This is a genomic window from Halomonas sp. MCCC 1A11062, from assembly GCF_021404355.1.
GTDB classification, from domain to species: domain Bacteria; phylum Pseudomonadota; class Gammaproteobacteria; order Pseudomonadales; family Halomonadaceae; genus Halomonas; species Halomonas aerodenitrificans.
In genome coordinates this window covers 1-19,011 of record NZ_JABFTW010000040.1, presented here as the reverse complement: position 1 = coordinate 19,011, position 19,011 = coordinate 1, and the positions used below count along the sequence as shown (strand labels likewise).

Sequence of the window (19,011 nt, the reverse complement as noted above, 5' to 3'; positions counted from 1 at the left end):
CGGAGGGTAGAATCGGTCATGGCGTATCCACTCATGTTGATTGAGATCTTGGTCGTGATCAATCAACAGGATACGCCACCCTTCCTACCTCCTCCCATACACCAGAAATCACCATAGCTCATGACTGGACGGACGCCGCCATCATTCTCGCCATTCTGCTGGGCAGTGCGTTGCTCGGCTTCTCACAGGAATACCGCGCTTCGGCCGCGCTTGCGGCATTGCAGCGCCGGCTGGCGCTGACCGTGCCGGTACTTCGCGATGGGCAGCTCGTCACCCTACCCGCGGATGGGGTGGTGCCCGGTGATGTGATCCACCTCTCCGCAGGCAATCTGATTCCTGCCGACGGTGTCATTCTCGAGGCCCGCGACTTCCTGGTCACGGAAGCCAGCCTCACCGGTGAATCCTTCCCGGTGGAGAAGCGGCCGGGTATCGCCAGCCCCCAGGCGCCGCTGGGTCAGCGGACCAACTGTGCTTACTTGGGCAGCTCGGTGCGCAGTGGCACGGCCCGCATGCTGGTGGTCAGAACGGGGCGCGACACGGCCTTCGGGGCCATTGCCGAGCGACTCGCCGCGCGCGCCCCGGAGACGGAGTTCGCCCGTGGCGTGCGCCACTTCGGTTATCTGCTGGTGCGGGTGATGCTGGTCATGGTGGTGTTCGTGCTGGTGGTCAATCACCTGCTGGAGCGCCCGGCGATCGAGTCGCTGCTGTTTGCCGTGGCGCTGGCGGTAGGCATCACGCCGGAGCTGTTGCCGGCCATCGTCACGATAACGCTCTCGCGCGGTGCCCGGGCCATGTCGCGGCGCGGCGTAATCGTGCGCCACCTGGAGTCCATCGAGAACCTGGGCAGCATCGATGTCTTCTGTACCGACAAGACCGGCACCCTCACCGAGGGCGTGATCACCTTGAGCGACGCCGTCGACGGTAAGGGGCAGCCTTCTGCCGAAGTGCGCCGCCTCGCTCATCTCAACGCCGCGCTGGAAACCGGCATCGACAACCCGCTGGATGCCGCCATCCTCAGGGCCTGCGAGGGCGGCTCCTTCGCCATCGAAGCCCACCGCAAGATAGACGAGATCCCCTACGATTTCTCGCGTCGGCGCCTGACAGTGGTGGTGACCGAGCACGACGCGCCGGACCGGCACCTGATCGTCACCAAGGGGGCCTTCGTCCAGGTACTGGCGATCTGTACGAGCCTGTTCCGGGAAGGGGGCGTCAAGCCGCTGGATGAGATGGAGCGAGAACGCCTCGAGACCTGGTTTCAGGCGCAGGGCGAGCAGGGCTTTCGTGTATTGGCCCTGGCCACCCGCAGCATGCAAGCCAAGCCTCACTATACCCGTGAGGACGAAGCGGAGATGACCCTGCAGGGCTTCCTGCTGTTTCTCGATCCGCCCAAGGCTGGCGCCGCCGAAACACTGAAAAACCTGGCGGCGCTGGGGATTCAAGTCAAGGTGATCACCGGCGACAACCGCTTTGTCACCGCCCACCTGGCGGAGAGTCTCGAACTGCCACGCCAGGGCATGCTGACCGGCGAGGAATTGGCCGGCATGCGCGACGAGGCCCTATGGCAGCGCGCGCGGGAGGTGGATCTGTTCGTGGAGGTGGAGCCCCAGCAGAAGGAGCGCATCGTACGCGCCCTGCAGCACAGCGGACACGCCGTAGGCTACCTGGGTGATGGCATCAACGACGCGCCGGCCCTGCACGCCGCCGATGTAGGCATCTCGGTGGACGGGGCGGTGGACGTGGCCCGCGAGAGCGCCGACGTCATCCTGCTCGAATCCGACCTTGGCGTACTGCGCCAGGGGATCCTGGACGGGCGTCGTACCTTCGCCAATACGCTCAAGTACATCGGCATTACCACCAGCGCCAATTTCGGCAACATGGTGAGCATGGCGCTGGTTACGCCGCTGCTGCCGTTCCTGCCGCTGCTGGCGAAGCAGATCCTGCTCAACAACTTTCTCTCCGACCTGCCGGCCATGGCCATCTCCACCGACCGCGTGGACCGGGGCGACGTGGCCCGTCCGCGTCGCTGGGACGTGAACGAGCTGCGCCGTTTCATGCTGGTATTCGGGTTGATCAGCACGCTGTTCGATCTGCTCACCTTCGCCGTGCTGCTGTGGTGGTTCGATGCCGATGAGGCGACGTTTCATAGTGCCTGGTTCGTTGTCTCGCTACTGACGGAACTGGCCGTGCTGCTGGTGTTGCGTACCCGCCTGGCCGCCTGGCGCAGCGCTCCTTCGGGCCTGTTATTGGGGGCCACTGCCGTCGTGTTCCTGCTGGCGCTCTGCATCCCCTACCTGGGTCCGATCAGCGCACTGTTCGGTTTCGTGCCTCTGCAAGGGAGCCTGCTGGCGTTCATGCTCATGCTGCTCGGCGCTTACCTGGTATGCACCGAGCTGGCCAAGCGGCGTTTCTTTCGTTGAAGCACGCATTGCAGTGCCTGCGGCTTCAAGCGCGTGGCTCCCGCCGCCACAAGCCCAGGCGTACCAGCAGGGCGGCGAGCAGGCCGCCACCCAGCACCAGTAGCCAATCTTCCAGGTGCAGGGTATGCAGATGCAGCAGCGTGCCCAGCCCGGGCGTGTGAACGAGCAGGGCCGACAGGGCAGGGGCAACGACCACCATGAGCCATGCCGCGATGTTGCGCAGGCGGCTCAACGCTGCCGTGATACCGGCCCCGGCGAAGATCAGCGAGAGCAGCGCCACGGTCCTGGCATGGTCGACGGCGTAGTCGGCGCCGAGGCCATTCAGGTACGTGCTCGTGACCACCAGGGTCACTACTGCTCCCACTGCCAGGATGACCCACCACTCGCGCCGGTCGAAGAAGCGCGGCTGAGTTCCTTTCGTGGGGGGTGGCCCCATGGCATGAGCCGACGGCAGGTTCTGAAACACCAGCAGCGCGGTGGGGTGAATGATCAGTTCCAGCCATACGACGTGGATCGGCAGGTAGAGCAGGGGATAGCCCAGCATCGGGATCAAAGCGGCGGTGATCACCAGCGGAATGTGCACCATCAGCAGGTACTGGAAGCTCAACTGCAGATTGGTGAACAGGCGACGCCCTTCGGCGATGGCCCCGACGATGCTGCCGAAGTCGTCGTCAAGCAGCACGATGGCCGACACCTCACGCGCGCTGCGGGTACCGCGTTCCCCCATGGCGATGCCGATGTCGGCCGCCTGCAGAGCGGGTACGTCATTGACCCCATCGCCGGTCACCGCAACGACTTCGCCGCCGGCCTGTAGGGTGCGCACCAAGGCGAGCTTCTGTGCCGGCAGGGTTCGCGCGACGATGTCGATCTCGCTGGCGACGGGCTCGCCGCGAGCTATTCGTGCCGCGAGTTCGTCTCCCGTGATCAGCTGCGGATGCTCACCGCCAAGCCCCAGCTCACGCGCGATGGCGATAGCCGTACCGGGATGATCTCCGGTGACCATGATGACGCGGATGCCTGCTGCCCGGCAGGCCGCAATGGCCTCCGGGACCCCCTGGCGCACCGGGTCCTCGAAGGCCAGCAGCCCGGCGAAGCTCAGCCCCCGGTCAGGTTCGCCTCCTGTCCAGCTCTCCCTGGCGAGGGTGCGGTAGGCGCAGCCGATCACCTTGTGGCCGTCATTGCTGTAAGCTTCTACCGCCGCCAGCCAGTCGTGCCGTTCGGCCTCCGTCAGCTCGCAGAGACCCAGCACCACTTCCGGCGCACCCTTGACCGCCACCAGCAGGCCATCCGCCTGCTCGCTCACCATGGTCGCCTTGCGCCGATCCTCGGTGAAAGGAAAACGAGCCAGTATGTGCTGCTCCACCGGCGGTGGGCAGTTCGACAGCACTGCTTCGTCCAGCGGGTCGCCGCTGTCGGCCTGGGAAGCGGCCGCCGCCAGCGTTCGCAAGCGTTGCTCGCTGATAGTCGACATCGGGAGCAGGTGCGTCAGCCTCAGCCGTCCTTCGGTGAGAGTGCCCGTCTTGTCCGAGCAGATACAGCTCACGCGGCCGATGTTCTCTACCACCAGGCTGCGCCGCACCAGGGCGCGTCGCCGGGCGAGGCGGTAGACGCCCACGCCGAGAAAGAAGGTGAGCACCACGGGGAACTCTTCGGGCAGAGCGGCGATGGCCAGGGTCAGCGCACTGAGCAGGGCGTCCACGAGGCCGTGCCCCTGGTGATAGCGCAGCCACGCCAGCGCCAGGCAGAAGACGATGGCCGCAACGATCAGCACCTTGACCAAGTGTGCCACCGAGCGCTGCAACGGGGTCTGGGCGTGGGTGCCCGCAACCGCCGAGCGTACCACTTCGCCATAAAGGGTTTCGGCGCCCGTCAGGGCGACGCGCAGCCAAGCGTGCCCCGTCAGCTGACGGGTGCCGGCCAGACCCCAGTACACATCCTCGACCGTCGTCTCACGGGGGGTGGAAAACACCCCCCGCTCCACCACCTGCTTGCGTACCGGCCAGGCCTCACCCGTGAGCGTGGACTCATCCACTTGCAGCTCTTCACCCGCGACGATCAGGCCATCGGCCGGAAAGAATTCGCCGGAGCGCACCAGAACCAGGTCACCCGGCACTAGCGTCTCGGCTGGCACGTTCCGCTGTGAACCGTCGCGCAGCACCCTGGCCGTGGTCGCGAGCCGACCGCTGAGCCCCTCCACCGAGGCCTGGGTGCGCCGGTGCAGGTAGGCATCCATGCCGAACAGCGGCACGAGGGCCAGCAGCATGACCAGCGCCTCGGTGTAGCTGCCGATGAGCGTAAACAGAGCGCCCGTCGCCAGCAGGAACCACAGCATAGGGTCACGCAGTGTATCCGCCAGGGTCGTACGCCAGCCGCTGCGCACGCCTGGGATGATGGTATTGGGGCCGTAGCGATCGCTCCGCGCCTGAGCCTCGGCCGTACTCAGCCCTTGTCTTGGATCGACAAGCCCGGCTAGCCGCTGCATGGATACGCTGCGCCGCACTTCCTTTCTCCTTTCAGGAAGTCCCCTCTCAAGCTATATCCGATTCTCATGCTGCCATCCATGTCTCCTTCGTGCGAACACTCAGTCAACCTCCCGGGCAGATGATAGTCTTGCTCCAAAACGCAACGGCTTAGCAAGGAGAGAGGGCGAGACATGATCACCGGCATCAACCACCTGACCCTCGCAGTTCGCGATCTCGAACGCTCCTTCGACTTCTACACGCAGGTGGTAGCGCTCCAGCCGGTGGTGAAATGGGCTCGGGGCGCCTATCTTCAGGCTGGCGATGACTGGATCTGCCTGTCGCTCGACGACGAGACGCGCACCGGCCCGCTGCCCGAATATACCCACGTCGCCTTCGGCGTCGGCGCAGAGGCCTTCATCCGCTGTACCAAGGCCATTCGCGAGCAGGGCGTGACGATCTGGAAGGAGAACCGCAGCGAAGGCGACTCCATCTACTTTCTCGACCCGGACGGCCACAAGCTGGAGATTCACTCCGGTGATCTGCAAAGCCGACTGGCGGCACTGCGAGATAACCCCTATGAAGGGTTGGAGTGGTTCGTGCAGCGGACGCAGGGTGAATAAATGCTGAGTGTATGGTTGCCTCTTGCAGTGATAATTTTACTTGTGAATGATGGGTTTTTGGAGCTTACGCATCCTGAGGACATTGGATAGCGCATCCGCTGTCATCACTATCACCCCAGGCACCGATCCGGCTTGAAGGTTAAAGACCAGCCAGAACAAGCTGCCTATCAGAAACGCACCACGACGCGTGAGCCCATGTAGAAAGAATACCCCCACGCTACCTGTAACTACCGCTATGATAGGCAACAGATCCCAGCGACTCTGCAAGCTGATTCCGCCAGAGATCAAATATAAGGTGATGAACAAACCAGCTAGCCTTGCCCCGCGGTATCGAATACCGACAAGGTTCCTTAATGCTGTCAGCAGATTCAGCAGGGCAGCAGTGGGCTGGGCCAGCATCAAGAAGTGCAGACACCAGGCCAGACAGGACCCTGCCAGCAACATCAGCATGCGTGTGTCTTGACGGCACTGGAAAGCTAGCACACCAAGCAGCGCTGCCATGCCGCCAATGCATTGTGCCCAAAGCCATGCGTCACTCACGCGTCGTTAAACCGCGCAGGGATGGTGTTAGGTGCGAGAGGCAAGCCCTGGCAGCGCGCCCAGATGCGCTCATAGGCAGGGCGCAGGTTCTCGGTAAACTGCTCCGCCTCACCAATCGCCGGACGCAGGCGACCCATTGCCTGCTCGATGCGTCGGGCAATGTCGCGCTGGTCGAGTCGAGTCAGACGACCCTCTGATACCACCTGCACTCCCTCGACGAACACCGAGTCGATGCCGATGCCGCTCTCGCCAAAAACGAGCTGGCGCAGCGGGTCGTTGAGCGGAGTAAAAGCAGGTGCATCGAGCCGGTAGAGCACAAGGTCGGCTTTCTGCCCTGGAGTAATGCGGCCCAGGCGATCCTCAAGACCCAAGGCCCTGGCGCCGCCCTGGGTAGCAGCCTTCAATGCCTCTTCGGCGCCGATCCAGCGTTGATAATCCTCGCCGCGAAGCTTGTGGATCAGGGCCGTGTTGGCCACGACCCGAAGCATGTCGGTAGATTCCAGTGATCCGCAGCCGTCGGTGCCAAGGCTCACGTTGACGCCTGCATCGAGCAGCGCGCGCATGGGCATCAGCCCCGAGCCCAGTTTCAGATTGCTGTTGGGATTGTGCTGAACGCTGGCACCCTTCGCTGCGATTCGGGCGATATCGTCGGGTGTCAGCCACACCGCATGGATCAGCGAGGTGCCGGGAGCCAGGAAGTCCAGCTCGTCGAGGTGCTGAAAGAGGGTCTTGCCGCGCTCGTGCCAGGCGGAAGCCGCCTGCAGGCGAGTCTCCTGGACGTGGATGATCACGGGTAGCTCGTTCGCATCGGCAAGCTCGCGCACCTGACGCAACAAACCATCGCTGCAACGCTGTGGGGCGGAGGGGGCCAGCAGCACGCCGACCCTGGACGAGCGTGGGTGCCGGCTGGCCGCCAGTTCTTCGACGAAGCGGAGGTACTCTGCGGGTGGCGTGGCCTTGGCGGGTGCCAGGCTGGCCAGGGTGTCTACGCTGCACTCCTCTTCGATGAAGGGGACGCTTCGATGAAAGGGCACATCGAAGAGCGTGGGCCCGAGGAGTGCACGGATACCGATGTCTTCATAGGCGGCAAATGCAGCCTCGACATGCTCGCGATTGAGTACGGGCGAGGCATTGAAGTCGTCCACGATGCAGGTGGTCCCAGTTAGCAGGGCCTGGCTCGCACCCACCAGGGTTCGCAGGTAGACGTCGTCAGCGGTCAGCGGCAAGGGCTTTGCCGGGCGCACATAATTCATCCACAGTTCGAGAGGCAACCGGTCGTATCGCCCCTTGTGGAAGTTCTCATGGGAATGGTGATGGCCATTGATGAATCCCGGCACTGCCAAGGTGTTCCGGGCATCTATGGCCTCGCCCACCGGTGGAGCCGAGCCGGCCGGACGCACGTTATGTATCTCGCCATTCTCGATGACGATGTCCACGGGGCCGGGCAGTACGCCAGCCCCATTCTCGGCAAGGGCTCTCGGCCCCATCAGGGTCAACTGGTTCATGAGTGTATGGCCGACGACCACCCGCGGGCAGTCGTCGGCTCTCTCCTCTTTTCGGCTGAGGCTAAAAATGAGCACCCTGGCTCACTCTCCGAGGTAGGCCTCACGAAGAGCAGCCTGTTCAGCTCCCAGGGCCTCGGCAAACGCCTCATGGCCGAGGAACTGAATGCCCGATCCGATCTGATTGATCAGGCGCAGGAAGCCTTCGTCCTGGGTCATACGTTCGAAGCCATCGCTGAGCTCGGCAATCACTGCCTCGGGCGTGCCGGCGGGAGCCATCACCCCGCGCCAGAATTGGAACACCACATCGTAGCCCTCTTCCTGACAGGTGGGGATATCGCCATAGGCCTCGAAGCGTTCGGTATCGGTTACGCACAGCCCAACCAATGTTCCCGCCTCGAGGTGCTCGCCCACCACGCTGGGGTCGCCGGCATAGGCCATGGTGTTACCGCCCAGAAGCTGGGTTACGGCAGGTCCACCACCGCCGAGCTCGACCCCACGCATCTCGATATCGGCAGTGGCCTTCAGCATCTCGAATACCGTGTAGGTGAATCCGTTGCGGTTGTCGGAGCTGTAAACCACGTCACCTGGGTTGTCATCGGCATAGTCGACCAATTCACCAATGGTCTGGAAGGGTTGATCCGGAGTGGTGACAAAGATCGCCGGGCTGTAGTTGATGCGTGCGACCGGCACGAAGTCTTCCATGGCGTAGGGCAGGTCCTCTACCTGGGGCCGCAGGGAGTTGATGGTGGGGTCGCCGAACAGCAGCATGGTGCCGTTGGGCGTGCTGCGTGCTACCTCGGCGGCAGCCACGGCGCCACCACCGCCGCCCCGAATGACCGATATCAACGGGCGTCCCATGAATTCCTCGCCGACAGCGGTAATGATGCCAGCATGCAGCGAGTGGGACCCGCCGGCGGGATAGGGTGTGACGAAGCGAATCGGCTCGTCCGGCAGGTGGCTCTCATTTGCCAGCACTGAACTGGCACCGGCCAGCGTCGCGGCCATTACGGATGTGGTCAACAAGGTCTGAGTCAGGATGTTGCGGGTCATGAGTCGCCTCCTTCGGCGTTATTGGACTTGGCATGACGGGACCAGGGGAGCCGGGAGGAGCTCCACATGGGCTTCAGCCCTCGCCACGCCATGAAGGCAATGACCAGGGCCAGAAGTATGAGCAGCACCAGGCTGCCGGGGCGCGAACAGAAGATCGCCAGGCTGCCGTTGGAAAACACCAGAGACTGACGCACGGCGCTCTCGAATCCCGGCCCGAGCAGCAGCCCGATGATCAGCGGTGCGATGGGAAACCCCGTCCGGCGCATCAAGTAGCCAAGGCCCCCGCCAGCGGCAAGCACCAGCAGGTCGAAGCTGCTCGAGTTGACGGCATAGGTTCCGCATATGCACAGCAGCAGCACACAGGGATAAAGGACGCTGGGCGGTATTCGGGTCACCTGCTTGAGCCAGCGTATGGCCATCAGGCCGAACACCAGGAGCAGGACATTGGTGACCAGCAGCACGAGGAATAGCCCGAACAGGAAACCGGGGTTCTGCTGCATCAGCAAGGGCCCCGGCATCATGCCCTGAGCCATCAAGGCCCCGATCAGTACGGCAGTAATGGTGTCGCCGGGAATACCGAATACCGTCATGGGAATCAGTGCGGCGGGCACCACGGCATTGTTGCCGGCCTCGGCCGCTGCCAGCCCCTCTTGCGACCCTTTGCCGAAGCGTTCAGGCTCCCGGGAGCGGCCGCGCGCCAGGCCATAGGCGATCCAGCAGGAGATTTCGGCACCCAGGCCGGGCAGCGAGCCAAGGAAGGTGCCGAGCGAGGTAGAGCGCAGGATGGTCGGTCGCAGCGCCCAGAACTCACCCCAGCTCAGACGCTCACCCCCATGCGTGACGGGGTCTGCTGACTTGGCGCGCTGTTGCTGCGGATGAGTAAGCTGCATGAGGATTTCGCTGAGGGCGAACATGCCGATCAGCAGCGGGATCAGTGAGACACCCGCCAACAGGTCAGTATTACCGAAGGTGAAGCGCTGATAACCCGACATGGGGTCGAGCCCGATGCAGGCCACCATAAGCCCCAGCCCTGCCGCCGCCAGTCCCTTGATAAAGCTCTCTCCGCTCACGGTGGCGATCATGGTCAGGGCGATTAGGTAGAGCAGTGCGAACTCCGGAGAGCCGAAGCGAATCGCAATGGACGCCAGGGGCACTGCCACCAGGATAAGCACCATGGTGGCCATGAAGTCAGCAGCCACCGAGCTGTAGAGGCTCAATTCCAGGGCCTTGCGCGAATTGCCCTGGAGAGTCATGGCATAGCCGTCACGGGCGGTTGCCGCGGCTGCGGCCGTGCCTGGGGTATTGACCAGGATTGCCGGTATCGAGCCGCCATAGATGGCACCTTTATAGATTCCCAGCAGAAAAGGGATACCGATGGACGCTTCCATGAAGAAGGTGAAGGGCGCCAGTACCGCTACCGCCATGGTGGCAGTTAGGCCTGGTAGCGCACCGATCAGGATGCCGCCGGCCAGTCCTGCGGAGAGCGCCAGGAAGGTCCATGGCGACGCCAGCATGGCCAGCCCCTGCTGGAGAATGGCGAGATCGATCACAGCAGTACCCCCCGCGGGAAGTAGATCCCCATCACGCCTTCGAACAGGTGAATGACCAAGGTGGGTGGCAACACTGCCAGCACCAGTAGCAACATCCAGCGCCTCTCCCCGAACAGCAGGGCCAGCACAGGCACGGCGATCATGCTCGCCAGCCAGATCCCCAGCCAAGGCAGCCCTGCCGATACGGCAATCATCAAGGCATAGGCCAGCAACGCATGCGACGTGTGTCCCTTGGTCATCGGGGGCGGGGCCGAGGGGCGCCAGGCCAGCAGCGCCAGCACCAAGCCGCATGCCGCGACCAGCAGGGCGACCAGCCCCGGGAAGAAGGCTGCCGATCCGATGTCACCGGGATCACCATAGGGTGGCGGCGAGGCATGTACGGTGCGCAAAAAGAGCAGACCCACCGCCATGATGGCCAGGCCCATCAGGGTCTCGATCGTTCGCGTGAGCGGTGTTGTCAGGGTTTCGTTGACGAGGGTCATGTCTTGGCCTCCCGCACTGAGGAAGAAGAGCGCTTTAGCTCCACCTCGCCGATGCCATCGAAACGGGCTCGCACACAGCCTCCGGGAGGCACTTCGTACATGCCGCACCAACTACCGGTGGCAATGAGATCGCCGGCTTGGAGGGTCCAGCCTTGGGCAGCGGCATGTTCGGCCAGCCAGGGGAGCAGCGCGAGCGGATCCCCCAGCGGATGCTGCCAGGTCGATCCGGGCGGTGCTGCAATGTTCAAGGTCAGCGAAGTGTCTCCCGGCCAGCCTTGCACGCCACTGCCCAGCACGAGCCCGGCATGCATTTGCAGATCGGCGAGCAGGAAGTTCTGCGGCAGCTCTGGCCAGCCTTCTGCACGCACATCAAAGCGCTCGATCACTGCCAGGGTCTCGCCTACGGCGGCCTCGCACTCGTCACGCCCGGCGCCCGGAAGCAGTGCCCGGGAAAGCCGCACGGCGAGTTCCACTTCGATGCCTGGCACGCTGACCCAGGATGCCAGACGAGCCGGGCTGGGCAGCAACAACGCATCGGGAATGGGAGCGGCCAGTGGTGGTTGGCCCATGGCCAGTTTCCAGGCGTGTGGCCGTCCGGCAGGCCACCATCCCAGGCGTTGACCCAGCACCGCCTGGGTGGCATACGCCGCCGTACGACTGTCGGGTGCGAGCCGCCTGGCCGTCTCGGCCGCCAGCGGAGTACCGTTTCGCCACGCCTCGGCCAGGGCAACGACCAGCGCATGGGGAGCCTGGTTCAGCTCGTCCACGAGGGCTCCCCCATCGGGCGCGGCTTGGGACGGGCCGGCTCCGGTAGATCGCAGCGCAGAAAGTGGCCGCGGCCGGCTACCCCCAGATAGGCGCCATCGCGCCATACGATCTCGCCTCGGGATAGCGTCAGCGCCGGCCAGGTGCTGACCGGGATATCTTCATAGGGGGTATAGTCCACGGCATGGTGTAGATCGACGTTGCGAATCGTACGGTCAAGGCCGGTTTCCCAAATCACCAGATCAGCGTCGGTTCCCACGGCGATGGAGCCCTTGCGTGGGTAGAGCCCATACATCCGCGCCACGTTGGTTGCGGTGAGAGCCACGAACTGCTGAATGGTCAGCCGTCCGGTTTCCACGCCGTGACTGAACAGCAGTGCCAGGCGGGTCTCCAGCCCCGGAATGCCATTGGGAATTCGATCGAAGCTGGCATCCTCACCGGCGGCAAACTTGCCCTCAGGCCCGGCGAAGGTGAAAGGCGCATGGTCCGAAGAGAACACCTGGAACACGCCGTTTTCCAGTCCGTCCCACACCACCTGCTGGTTGGCTCGGTCGCGGGGTGGAGGGCTGCAAATGCACTTGGCACCATGGCTGTCGTCATCGCTGATGCCCAGGTCATCAGCGGTAAGGAACAAGTACTGGGGGCAGGTCTCGGCATAGATCCTCAGGCCGTGGCTGTGTGCCCAGCGCAGTTGCTCCACTGCCTCCTTGCCCGAGACATGAACGATGAGAATCGGCACGTCGACGAGCTCGGCATAGGCAATGGCCCGGTGAGTGGCCTCGCGCTCGACCAGCATGGGCCGTGCCGCTGCGTGGTAACGTGGAGCGGTATGACCCTGTGCCAGAAGGCGTTCGGTGAGCCAAGCAATGCAGTCGGCATTTTCGGCATGCACCATCACCATGGCGCCATGCTCGCGGGCCACCGCCAGAACATCGATGATCTCCCGGTCGGCCAGCTTGAGATCGTCATAGGTCATATAGATCTTGAAGGAGGTGTATCCCTCGCGAATCAGCGCGGGAAGCTCCTCGCCCAGTACCTCGGGGGTCGGGTCGGTGACGATCAGGTGAAAGGCGTAGTCGATGCAGGCCTTGCCTGTAGCGCGCTGGTGATAGTCATCCACTGCCGCCCGGAGGCTTTGACCTTTCATCTGGCAGGCAAAAGGGAACACCGTCGTCGTACCACCACAGGCGGCAGAGCGCGTGCCGGTAAGGAAATCGTCGGCCATGCGTGAGCCATCCGAAGTAGGCTGGTCGAGATGGCAGTGGCCATCGATGCCTCCGGGCAGCACCCAGCGCCCCGCGGCGTCGATCTCCTCGCGACCTGAACCCAGCCCGCTACCCAGCGCAACGATGATGCCGTCACGAATGCCGATATCCGCATCAAAGACATCGGACGCCGTAGCACAGTGAGCGCGGCGAATCACCAGATCATATTCACTCATGGATCAGGCCTCCTTCCATCAAACGACCCCAGCCGTGGACAGGCACGTCACCCTGGCCGATCATCTGCTGCATCTTCCACACCACGGTGGTCGTGGTATCCAGAATCGGAATCCCTAGCTCGGCCTCCCACTGGGGTACCAAATCGGCGGAGCAGAGATTGGTGCAGGCCACCACGATGGCGGGCGCTCCAGCCGCTGCGACGTGCCTCACCTGAGCCGTCAGGGTTTGTGGGGTAACCTCGGCATAGGCGAAGTTCTCGCTGATACCGAGATGATCTTCCGCCACTATCTCGAAGCCGGCGGCGCGGTAGTTGGCGAGAATTCGTGCCTGCACGTCGTCCGTGTAGGGGGTGACCAGGCCAAAACGCATCAGCCCGAAGGTCTCGAGAATTTCATTGAGCGCGAGCATCGAGGTGGTGGCCGGAATGCCGGTCTCGGCTTCGATGCGCTGGCAGAGGGTCACGTCGTGGTCGAAGCCCAGCCAGCCGGCGGAGGTACCGCTCCAGCCGATCACATCGACGCGCGCGTCGGCGAGCAGGCGGGCGGCAGTCAGCACGTGGCGATCATCGAATTGCCCGAGGGCCTGCTTGCTGAGGGCAATTTCGGTCACGGTGAAGCGCGAGAAGTGTGCACTGACCCCCGGGAGCTCGGACACCATGGCCGAGGTGAGCGGTTCCAGAGCGGTATTAGAAGAAGGGGTGAGCACCCCGAAGCGATGGCGTCTCATGGCTGGACTCCAGTGGGGGTGATGGATTCAAGAAGGGTCAGTTCCAGCGACTGGGCACCCTCCCAAAGACAGCGACGGCCCAGCTCGGGCAGCCGCTCGCTTCCCTCCACCACCGTCATGATGTGGTTTCCGGCGATCGGCCCCAGCTTGCTGGCAAAGCTGCAGGGCCCGTACGCCAGCAGAATCTCGGTCTCGCTGTAACCTCCGGGATAGAACAGCACTTCTCCCGGTGCGGGGTAACGGGTAGCGTTTTCCCACGGCAGCTCGAAGTCGCGCTCGCCCAGCGGCACCCAGACTCCCTCGCCGCTCCAGCGCACGTGGACCAGTTGGGTCTTCCAGGGTAAGAGGTCGAGTAGCGCGGCTACGCTGCGCGGCGCGCCTGGGCAGGTTTCGGCAATGAAGGTCAGTTCGCCACTGGTCAGGCCCAGGCGGTGGCTGAGAGGACTCATGACACATGCTCCCGGCCGACGAGCGCTGCAAGGGCAGGCGACAACCCTTGACAAGGCTTGCTGGGTGGCACGGCATAACTGCCCGCTTCGGCGGGTCGCGGGCCGAGCCTGGCCAGCAGCTCGGCCTGGCGCACCGCGCAGCTCACGCCGTCGACGATCGGCACGGGGATTCGGCTTTCCACCTGGCGGGCCAACCCGGCCAGCGGCGCGCCGGCGATGATCAGCACGTCGGCGCCATCCTCTTTGATCGCCGCCTGGCAGAGCGCCACCAACTGCTCGCCCTTGTCCTCCTGCACGGACCCGATGTCGCGCAGCGGTTCATCGAGGCAGCGAATGCCGGCCAGACGCGAGCTCATGCCATAGCGAGCCACCGTTTCGCCGTACCATGCGCGTATGCGACGCGAAATCGCCACGATCCCGATACGACCGCCAAGCATGGCTGCACTCATGAGTGCACTTTCGGTCAGCCCCACCACCGGGATCGACAGCATTTCCCGGGCGGCTTCCAGGCCAGGATCACCGAAGGCCGCCACGACGGCGGCATCATGTCCTGGGTGGTACTCGGCAAGCTCGGCCAGGGTCGCATAGGCGCCGATGGCGGCTTCAGCACGCGTCTCGATATAGGCCACGCCGAAGGCGGCCGTTCGCAGGGTCAGCTCGGTTTCCGGGGAAGCGCTGCGCTGGGCCTCGCTGGCAATCAACTCGGTAACGCTGTGGGATATGTTGGGATTGACGATCAGCAGCTTCATTCGAGTTTTCCCCCTCACACCTGTGCCCGGGCACGTTGCCACAGGGCTTCTGCCGCTGACTGTGCCTCCGCCAGAAGGGCCGCGGTGTCGGCATGGCACAGTTCACCGCCTTCGACCACGATCTCCCCGTTGCAGACCACATACTCAATGTCACGCCCCTGTGCGGTATGCACCAGATTGCCGAGCGTATTGATCAGCGGCACGAGGTGAGGCCGACGAAAATCGAACGCCACCAGGTCGGCCCGCTTGCCCGGCGTCAGCGACCCTAGTTCTGCATCTAGCCCCAGTGCCCTGGCACCGCCGAGCGTGGCCATCTCCAATACGTGATTAGGCTGCCAGCGATCATTGACCTCGCCCTCCTGCACGCGCCCCATGATCAATGCCCAGCGCATCACCTCGACCATGTCGGCATGCATGTTGTCGGTCGCCAGGGCCAGGTTCGCGCCGGCCTCGCGTAGCCGGGTAGTCGGGGCGATTCGTCCTCCCGTGGCATTGCCGCGTGGTACATGCGCGATGTTGGTGGCACTGGCTCCAATACGGGCGATGTCGCTGTCGCTGACGAACATGCAGTGCGCTGCAGTGAAGCGGGGTCCAAGCAGGCCCACCTCTTCCAGCAGTTCGGTGGGGCTCATGCCGTCGCGTTCCTGCACGCGGCGGTTCTCCTTGAGGCTCTGGGAGAGGTGCCCGTTTACCCGGATACCCAGGGCATCACGCGCTTCGGCTACCTTTGCCAGCAAATCCCGCGAGCAGGTATCCGGTGCATGGGCCGCCAGCTCGACGCCCAGCCGACCGTCCATCTTGCCCTGCCAGCGTTCGCACAGCGCCACGGCCTCGGCCAGTGTGCGCTCGCCGATCTCGGACCGGTGCTCCCAGATGCCCTCATGTACCCGGCTGAAGTCCACATCGTGGATGCGCCCGCACGTGATCACCCGCATTCCCAGCTCACCCATTGCCGGCAGGGTCAGGTCCGCGTGGACATAGCTGTCGTTAATCAGGGTAGAGCCGAACAGCAGCGCCTCGGCGGCGCCCAGGCGGGCCAAGGCCACCGCCTCTTTTTCGCTGACCTCGTGGCCATGAGGCACGCCCGGCGTGTAGGCCGGGGCAAAGCCCATGTCTTCGGCGACGCCGCGTACCATGGTCAGGATGGTGTGGGTATGAACATTGATGAATCCGGGCGTTATCACCCGCCCGCTCATGTCGAGCGTGCGTCTGGCCGGGGGCAGGGGCTTGGCGGGATCATCGGGCTCGACCGACACCAGGCGCCCGGCATGAATCACCAGCCGGGCACACGGGATTTCACCCAGTTCCGGGTCGACGGTAAGAACCCGCGGTCCGTGTATTACCAGGTCGGCGGGATGCGCAGCATCGAACATCAGCCTCTCCTTATTTGTCATTAAAAGCCCAGGGCTCGCGGCAGCGCCGTGACGATCTGCGGGAAGGCGATGCACAAGCCGAGGATGGCGAACTGGAAGGCGACGAAAGGCAGGGATTCGGCGACGAGCTTCATCATCGGTACGCGTGTGATACCGCTCATGACGAAGTAGAGGACGCCCACTGGCGGCGTCATCATGCCGACCACCAGGTTGTACATGAACAGGAAACCGAAATAGAGCGGATCGATGCCGTAGGCCACCGCCACGGGGGCAAAGAGAGGCACCAGCATGATGTAGGCAGCGTTGGACTCGATCAGCATCCCCACCATCACCAGCAATGCCATGGTCAGCAGGATGAACAGCATCGGGTCGCTGGTCAGCGACTGGATGAATGCCGACAGCATCATTGGCACCATCTCGATGGTGAAGACGAAGGTCAGCGCCGAGGCGAAGGCGATCAGCGCCCCGACCATGGCGGAGGTCACCGCCGCGCGATAGAGACAGCCCGGCAGGTCCGACAGGCGTAGGCGACGAGTCACCACGAAACCAATGAAGGCGGAATAGACCACGGCAATGGCAGCGCCTTCGGTGGCGGTGAACACGCCGCCGACGATGCCACCCACCACGATCACCGGCATCAGCAGGATGACCAAGGCTCGACGCGCGTGGCGAGCCACATTGCACAGATTGAAGCGCTCACCGGTCAGGGCATAGCCACGCTTCCAGGAAATGAACGAGGCGATGACCATGAAGCCCAGTGCCAGCAGAATGCCCGGCACGATACCTGCCATGAATAGGCCACCCACCGAGACCGAGGAGCCAGCCATCAGTGCATAGACGATCATGGCGTTGCTTGGCGGGATTACGGGTCCCAAGTTGGCTGCCGAGGCTATCACCGCACCGGAATAGGCATCCGGGTAATATTTTCGTAGTGCCGGTACCAGCGTACTGCCCATGGCGCTGGCGCTGGCCACGGCGGCCCCGCTGACGGAGGCAAAGATGGTCCCGGAGGTGATCGTCACATGGGCCAGTCCGCCGTGCATGCGGCCTACCAGGCTGTTGGCGAAACCGATCAGGCGATCCATGATGCCGGCTCGCACCATCAGCTCGCCGGCCAGCATGAACAGCGGTATCGCCATCAGCGGGAAGCTGTTGACGGCATGCATCATCCGCTGGGGCATCACCACCAGCTCGAAGTCGAGCATCCACAGCCCGGCCAAGGAACCAAAGCCCAGCGCAAAGGCCAGCGGCATGCCGAGCACGGCAAGGAACAGGAAAAGACCAACGGCAAGCCAGGTCATGCGGCCTCCTCCCAGGTGCGGGAGCCACCCCACGCCAACAGCGCCAGGTGAAGGAATGCGTGCAAGCCGCAAATCAGTACGGCGATGTAATAGATGGAAGAGGTGATGGGAAGCGTCGGCATCAGCTCGGGCCAGCGATCAATGGTCGCCACCCAGGCGCCAATCATCACCAGCAGCATCAAAAGCGTGGCGATGGCAGCCATCATTCGGAACAGCAGCTCCCGCAGCCACACGGGCATCATCATGACGAACAGGTCGATTCCCACGTGCACGCCGTGCTTAACCCCGTGGGGTATGGCGAGGAAGATCGCCCAGATGAAGAACAGGCGCGACAGCTCGTCGGCAGAATCGATGGAAGAACCGAGTACATAGCGCCAAAACACTTGCAGGGACACGATAATGGTCATCAGCCCCATGACCGCCACGATGGCCCAGTAGGTCGCGATGTCACACGTACCTACCAGGCGTTTCAGGGCGCCGTAGCCCCCTCCTCGAGGGGGCGGGGCGGGGCGTGACGCAGGGGAAAGATCATTTGAGAGGGTCATGACAAGGCCTCACTGCGCAGCTTCGGCTTCCTGGAACACCAGTTCGACGAATTCCGGATCGACGCGGCTCTTGAGGCTCTCTGCCACTTCCATCGTGGCCTCGCGAAGTTCGGCACGCAGTTCGGTGGAGATCGGCGTGAAGGTCATGCCTTCCTCGATCAGCTGCTCGCGCCAAGCTTCTTCTTCCTCGGCAGCCGCTTCGCGCTGCCACAGCATGGCTGCTTGCATGGCGTCGTCGATGATGGCGCGATGCTCTTCGGAAAGGGCGTTGTAGCGGCGCTGATTCGCCACGGCATTGATGAAGTCGTAGAAGTGACCGCTATCGGAGAGGTGCTCCTGCACCTCATTGAAACGCCGGCTGGCTATGATGTTGTAGGGGTTTTCCTGACCATCCAGTACCCCCTGCTGAAGGGCCGAATAGAGTTCGGATACGTCCATCGATACAGGATTGGCGCCCAGCGCACGGAAGGTCTGCAGGTGGACCTCGTTCGGCTGAAGGCGAATGCGCATGCCCTCGAAATCCTCCACCGAGGTGATGGGGCGAAGATTATTGGTCACATGGCGAAAGCCCAATTCGCCATAGCCCAGGTTGATCAAGCCGAGCTCAGCCATTTTTTCGTCGAGATACTCCCCCACCGGACCATCCATCACGGCGAAGGCCTGATCGCGGCTATCGAAGAGGAAGGGCAGGCTCACGGCCTCGTAGTCCGGTACGGAACGAGTGAAGTAAGCAATGGAGGTGAACACGGCAAAGATACTGCCCGAGCGAACCTGGTCGACGTTTTCCGTGGCACCGCCGAGTTGCATGGCGGGGAAGAGATCGACGCGGATACCACCGTTGGAGGCGCTTTCGACTTCCTCCTTGAACACCTCCATGGCGCGAGACACCGAGTGGTCGGTCGGGAAGTTGCCGGCGAGCTATGGTGATTTCTGGTGTATGGGAGGAGGTAGGAAGGGTGGCGTATCCTGTTGATTGATCACGACCAAGATCTCAATCAACATGAGTGGATACGCCATGACCGATTCTACCCTCCG

16 protein-coding genes and 1 pseudogene are annotated in these 19,011 nt (G+C 63.4%); 2 read left to right on the top strand and 15 right to left on the bottom strand.

All coding sequences use genetic code 11. From position 1 onward, the window contains the following. Window positions 1-107 precede the first annotated feature (107 nt). A complete protein-coding gene (gene mgtA / locus HOP58_RS22300; RefSeq protein ID WP_346657495.1) occupies window positions 108-2,417 on the top strand; it encodes a magnesium-translocating P-type ATPase in 2,310 nt (769 codons plus the stop codon). Window positions 2,418-2,442: 25 nt separating this feature from the next. Here mgtA and HOP58_RS22295 read toward each other — a convergent pair whose 3' ends face one another. Then, window positions 2,443-4,917: a cation-transporting P-type ATPase gene (locus HOP58_RS22295; protein WP_234261803.1), complete on the bottom strand. Its 2,475-nt coding sequence runs from the start codon at window positions 4,915-4,917 to the stop codon at window positions 2,443-2,445. A 153-nt stretch (window positions 4,918-5,070) separates the two neighbouring features. On the opposite strand from HOP58_RS22295, the gene HOP58_RS22290 reads away from it, so the two are divergent. Next, entirely contained in the window at window positions 5,071-5,499 is a 429-nt protein-coding gene (locus HOP58_RS22290; protein WP_234261801.1) for a fosfomycin resistance glutathione transferase, read from the top strand. Window positions 5,500-5,535: 36 nt separating this feature from the next. Here the strand turns inward: HOP58_RS22290 and HOP58_RS22285 are convergent, their stop codons facing one another. From HOP58_RS22285 to HOP58_RS22220, 14 genes and pseudogenes are all read right to left on the bottom strand, one after another. Then, entirely contained in the window at window positions 5,536-6,039 is a 504-nt protein-coding gene (locus HOP58_RS22285) for a YgjV family protein (RefSeq protein WP_346657494.1), read from the bottom strand. Then, a complete protein-coding gene (locus HOP58_RS22280) occupies window positions 6,036-7,544 on the bottom strand; it encodes an amidohydrolase family protein (RefSeq protein WP_234261797.1) in 1,509 nt (502 codons plus the stop codon). Before HOP58_RS22280 ends, HOP58_RS22285 begins: the two co-directional genes overlap by 4 nt. Before the next feature lie 81 nt (window positions 7,545-7,625). After that, window positions 7,626-8,594, bottom strand: a complete 969-nt coding sequence (locus HOP58_RS22275) for a tripartite tricarboxylate transporter substrate binding protein (protein ID WP_234261794.1) — start codon at window positions 8,592-8,594, stop codon at window positions 7,626-7,628. Next, window positions 8,591-10,144, bottom strand: a complete 1,554-nt coding sequence (locus HOP58_RS22270; protein ID WP_234261793.1) for a tripartite tricarboxylate transporter permease — start codon at window positions 10,142-10,144, stop codon at window positions 8,591-8,593. The genes HOP58_RS22275 and HOP58_RS22270 overlap by 4 nt, the downstream gene beginning before the upstream one ends. Next, the gene (locus tag HOP58_RS22265) at window positions 10,141-10,626 is read right to left on the bottom strand and encodes a tripartite tricarboxylate transporter TctB family protein (protein WP_234261791.1); all 486 of its coding nucleotides are present in this window, start codon (window positions 10,624-10,626) and stop codon (window positions 10,141-10,143) included. The genes HOP58_RS22270 and HOP58_RS22265 overlap by 4 nt, the downstream gene beginning before the upstream one ends. Next, window positions 10,623-11,393, bottom strand: a complete 771-nt coding sequence (locus tag HOP58_RS22260) for a hypothetical protein (protein ID WP_234261789.1) — start codon at window positions 11,391-11,393, stop codon at window positions 10,623-10,625. The genes HOP58_RS22265 and HOP58_RS22260 overlap by 4 nt, the downstream gene beginning before the upstream one ends. Next, entirely contained in the window at window positions 11,381-12,832 is a 1,452-nt protein-coding gene (gene hydA, locus HOP58_RS22255; RefSeq protein ID WP_234261787.1) for a dihydropyrimidinase, read from the bottom strand. Before hydA ends, HOP58_RS22260 begins: the two co-directional genes overlap by 13 nt. Continuing rightward, on the bottom strand, window positions 12,825-13,559 hold the full coding sequence (locus tag HOP58_RS22250) for an aspartate/glutamate racemase family protein (protein WP_234261785.1): 735 nt from the start codon (window positions 13,557-13,559) through the stop codon (window positions 12,825-12,827). The genes hydA and HOP58_RS22250 overlap by 8 nt, the downstream gene beginning before the upstream one ends. Beyond that, on the bottom strand, window positions 13,556-14,008 hold the full coding sequence (locus HOP58_RS22245; RefSeq protein WP_234261783.1) for a DUF3830 family protein: 453 nt from the start codon (window positions 14,006-14,008) through the stop codon (window positions 13,556-13,558). Before HOP58_RS22245 ends, HOP58_RS22250 begins: the two co-directional genes overlap by 4 nt. After that, the gene (locus HOP58_RS22240) at window positions 14,005-14,757 is read right to left on the bottom strand and encodes an aspartate/glutamate racemase family protein (protein WP_234261781.1); all 753 of its coding nucleotides are present in this window, start codon (window positions 14,755-14,757) and stop codon (window positions 14,005-14,007) included. Before HOP58_RS22240 ends, HOP58_RS22245 begins: the two co-directional genes overlap by 4 nt. Window positions 14,758-14,771: 14 nt before the next feature. Further along, on the bottom strand, window positions 14,772-16,130 hold the full coding sequence (locus HOP58_RS22235) for an amidohydrolase family protein (protein WP_234261779.1): 1,359 nt from the start codon (window positions 16,128-16,130) through the stop codon (window positions 14,772-14,774). Between the two features lie 20 nt (window positions 16,131-16,150). After that, window positions 16,151-17,431 carry a TRAP transporter large permease gene (locus HOP58_RS22230; protein ID WP_234261778.1) on the bottom strand — a complete coding sequence of 427 codons (1,281 nt, stop codon included), beginning with the start codon at window positions 17,429-17,431 and terminating at the stop codon, window positions 16,151-16,153. Next, window positions 17,428-17,847 carry a TRAP transporter small permease subunit gene (locus HOP58_RS22225; RefSeq protein WP_234261777.1) on the bottom strand — a complete coding sequence of 140 codons (420 nt, stop codon included), beginning with the start codon at window positions 17,845-17,847 and terminating at the stop codon, window positions 17,428-17,430. The genes HOP58_RS22230 and HOP58_RS22225 overlap by 4 nt, the downstream gene beginning before the upstream one ends. Window positions 17,848-17,985: 138 nt before the next feature. Beyond that, a pseudogene (locus HOP58_RS22220) lies at window positions 17,986-18,879 on the bottom strand (TRAP transporter substrate-binding protein); the annotation flags it as partial. Between the last annotated feature and the right edge of the window lie 132 nt (window positions 18,880-19,011).

Excerpts from the sequence above, each read along its gene's own strand:
- HOP58_RS22245 (WP_234261783.1), bottom strand. The coding sequence starts at position 14,008 with ATGAGTCCTCTCAGCCACCGCCTGGGCCTGACCAGTGGCGAACTGACC.
- HOP58_RS22250 (WP_234261785.1), bottom strand. The coding sequence starts at position 13,559 with ATGAGACGCCATCGCTTCGGGGTGCTCACCCCTTCTTCTAATACCGCT.
- HOP58_RS22280 (WP_234261797.1), bottom strand. The coding sequence starts at position 7,544 with ATGAACCAGTTGACCCTGATGGGGCCGAGAGCCCTTGCCGAGAATGGG.
- HOP58_RS22230 (WP_234261778.1), bottom strand. The coding sequence starts at position 17,431 with ATGACCTGGCTTGCCGTTGGTCTTTTCCTGTTCCTTGCCGTGCTCGGC.
- hydA (WP_234261787.1), bottom strand. The coding sequence starts at position 12,832 with ATGAGTGAATATGATCTGGTGATTCGCCGCGCTCACTGTGCTACGGCG.
- HOP58_RS22275 (WP_234261794.1), bottom strand. The coding sequence starts at position 8,594 with ATGACCCGCAACATCCTGACTCAGACCTTGTTGACCACATCCGTAATG.
- HOP58_RS22240 (WP_234261781.1), bottom strand. The coding sequence starts at position 14,757 with ATGAAGCTGCTGATCGTCAATCCCAACATATCCCACAGCGTTACCGAG.
- HOP58_RS22235 (WP_234261779.1), bottom strand. The coding sequence starts at position 16,130 with ATGTTCGATGCTGCGCATCCCGCCGACCTGGTAATACACGGACCGCGG.
- HOP58_RS22265 (WP_234261791.1), bottom strand. The coding sequence starts at position 10,626 with ATGACCCTCGTCAACGAAACCCTGACAACACCGCTCACGCGAACGATC.
- HOP58_RS22225 (WP_234261777.1), bottom strand. The coding sequence starts at position 17,847 with ATGGGGCTGATGACCATTATCGTGTCCCTGCAAGTGTTTTGGCGCTAT.
- HOP58_RS22290 (WP_234261801.1), top strand. The coding sequence starts at position 5,071 with ATGATCACCGGCATCAACCACCTGACCCTCGCAGTTCGCGATCTCGAA.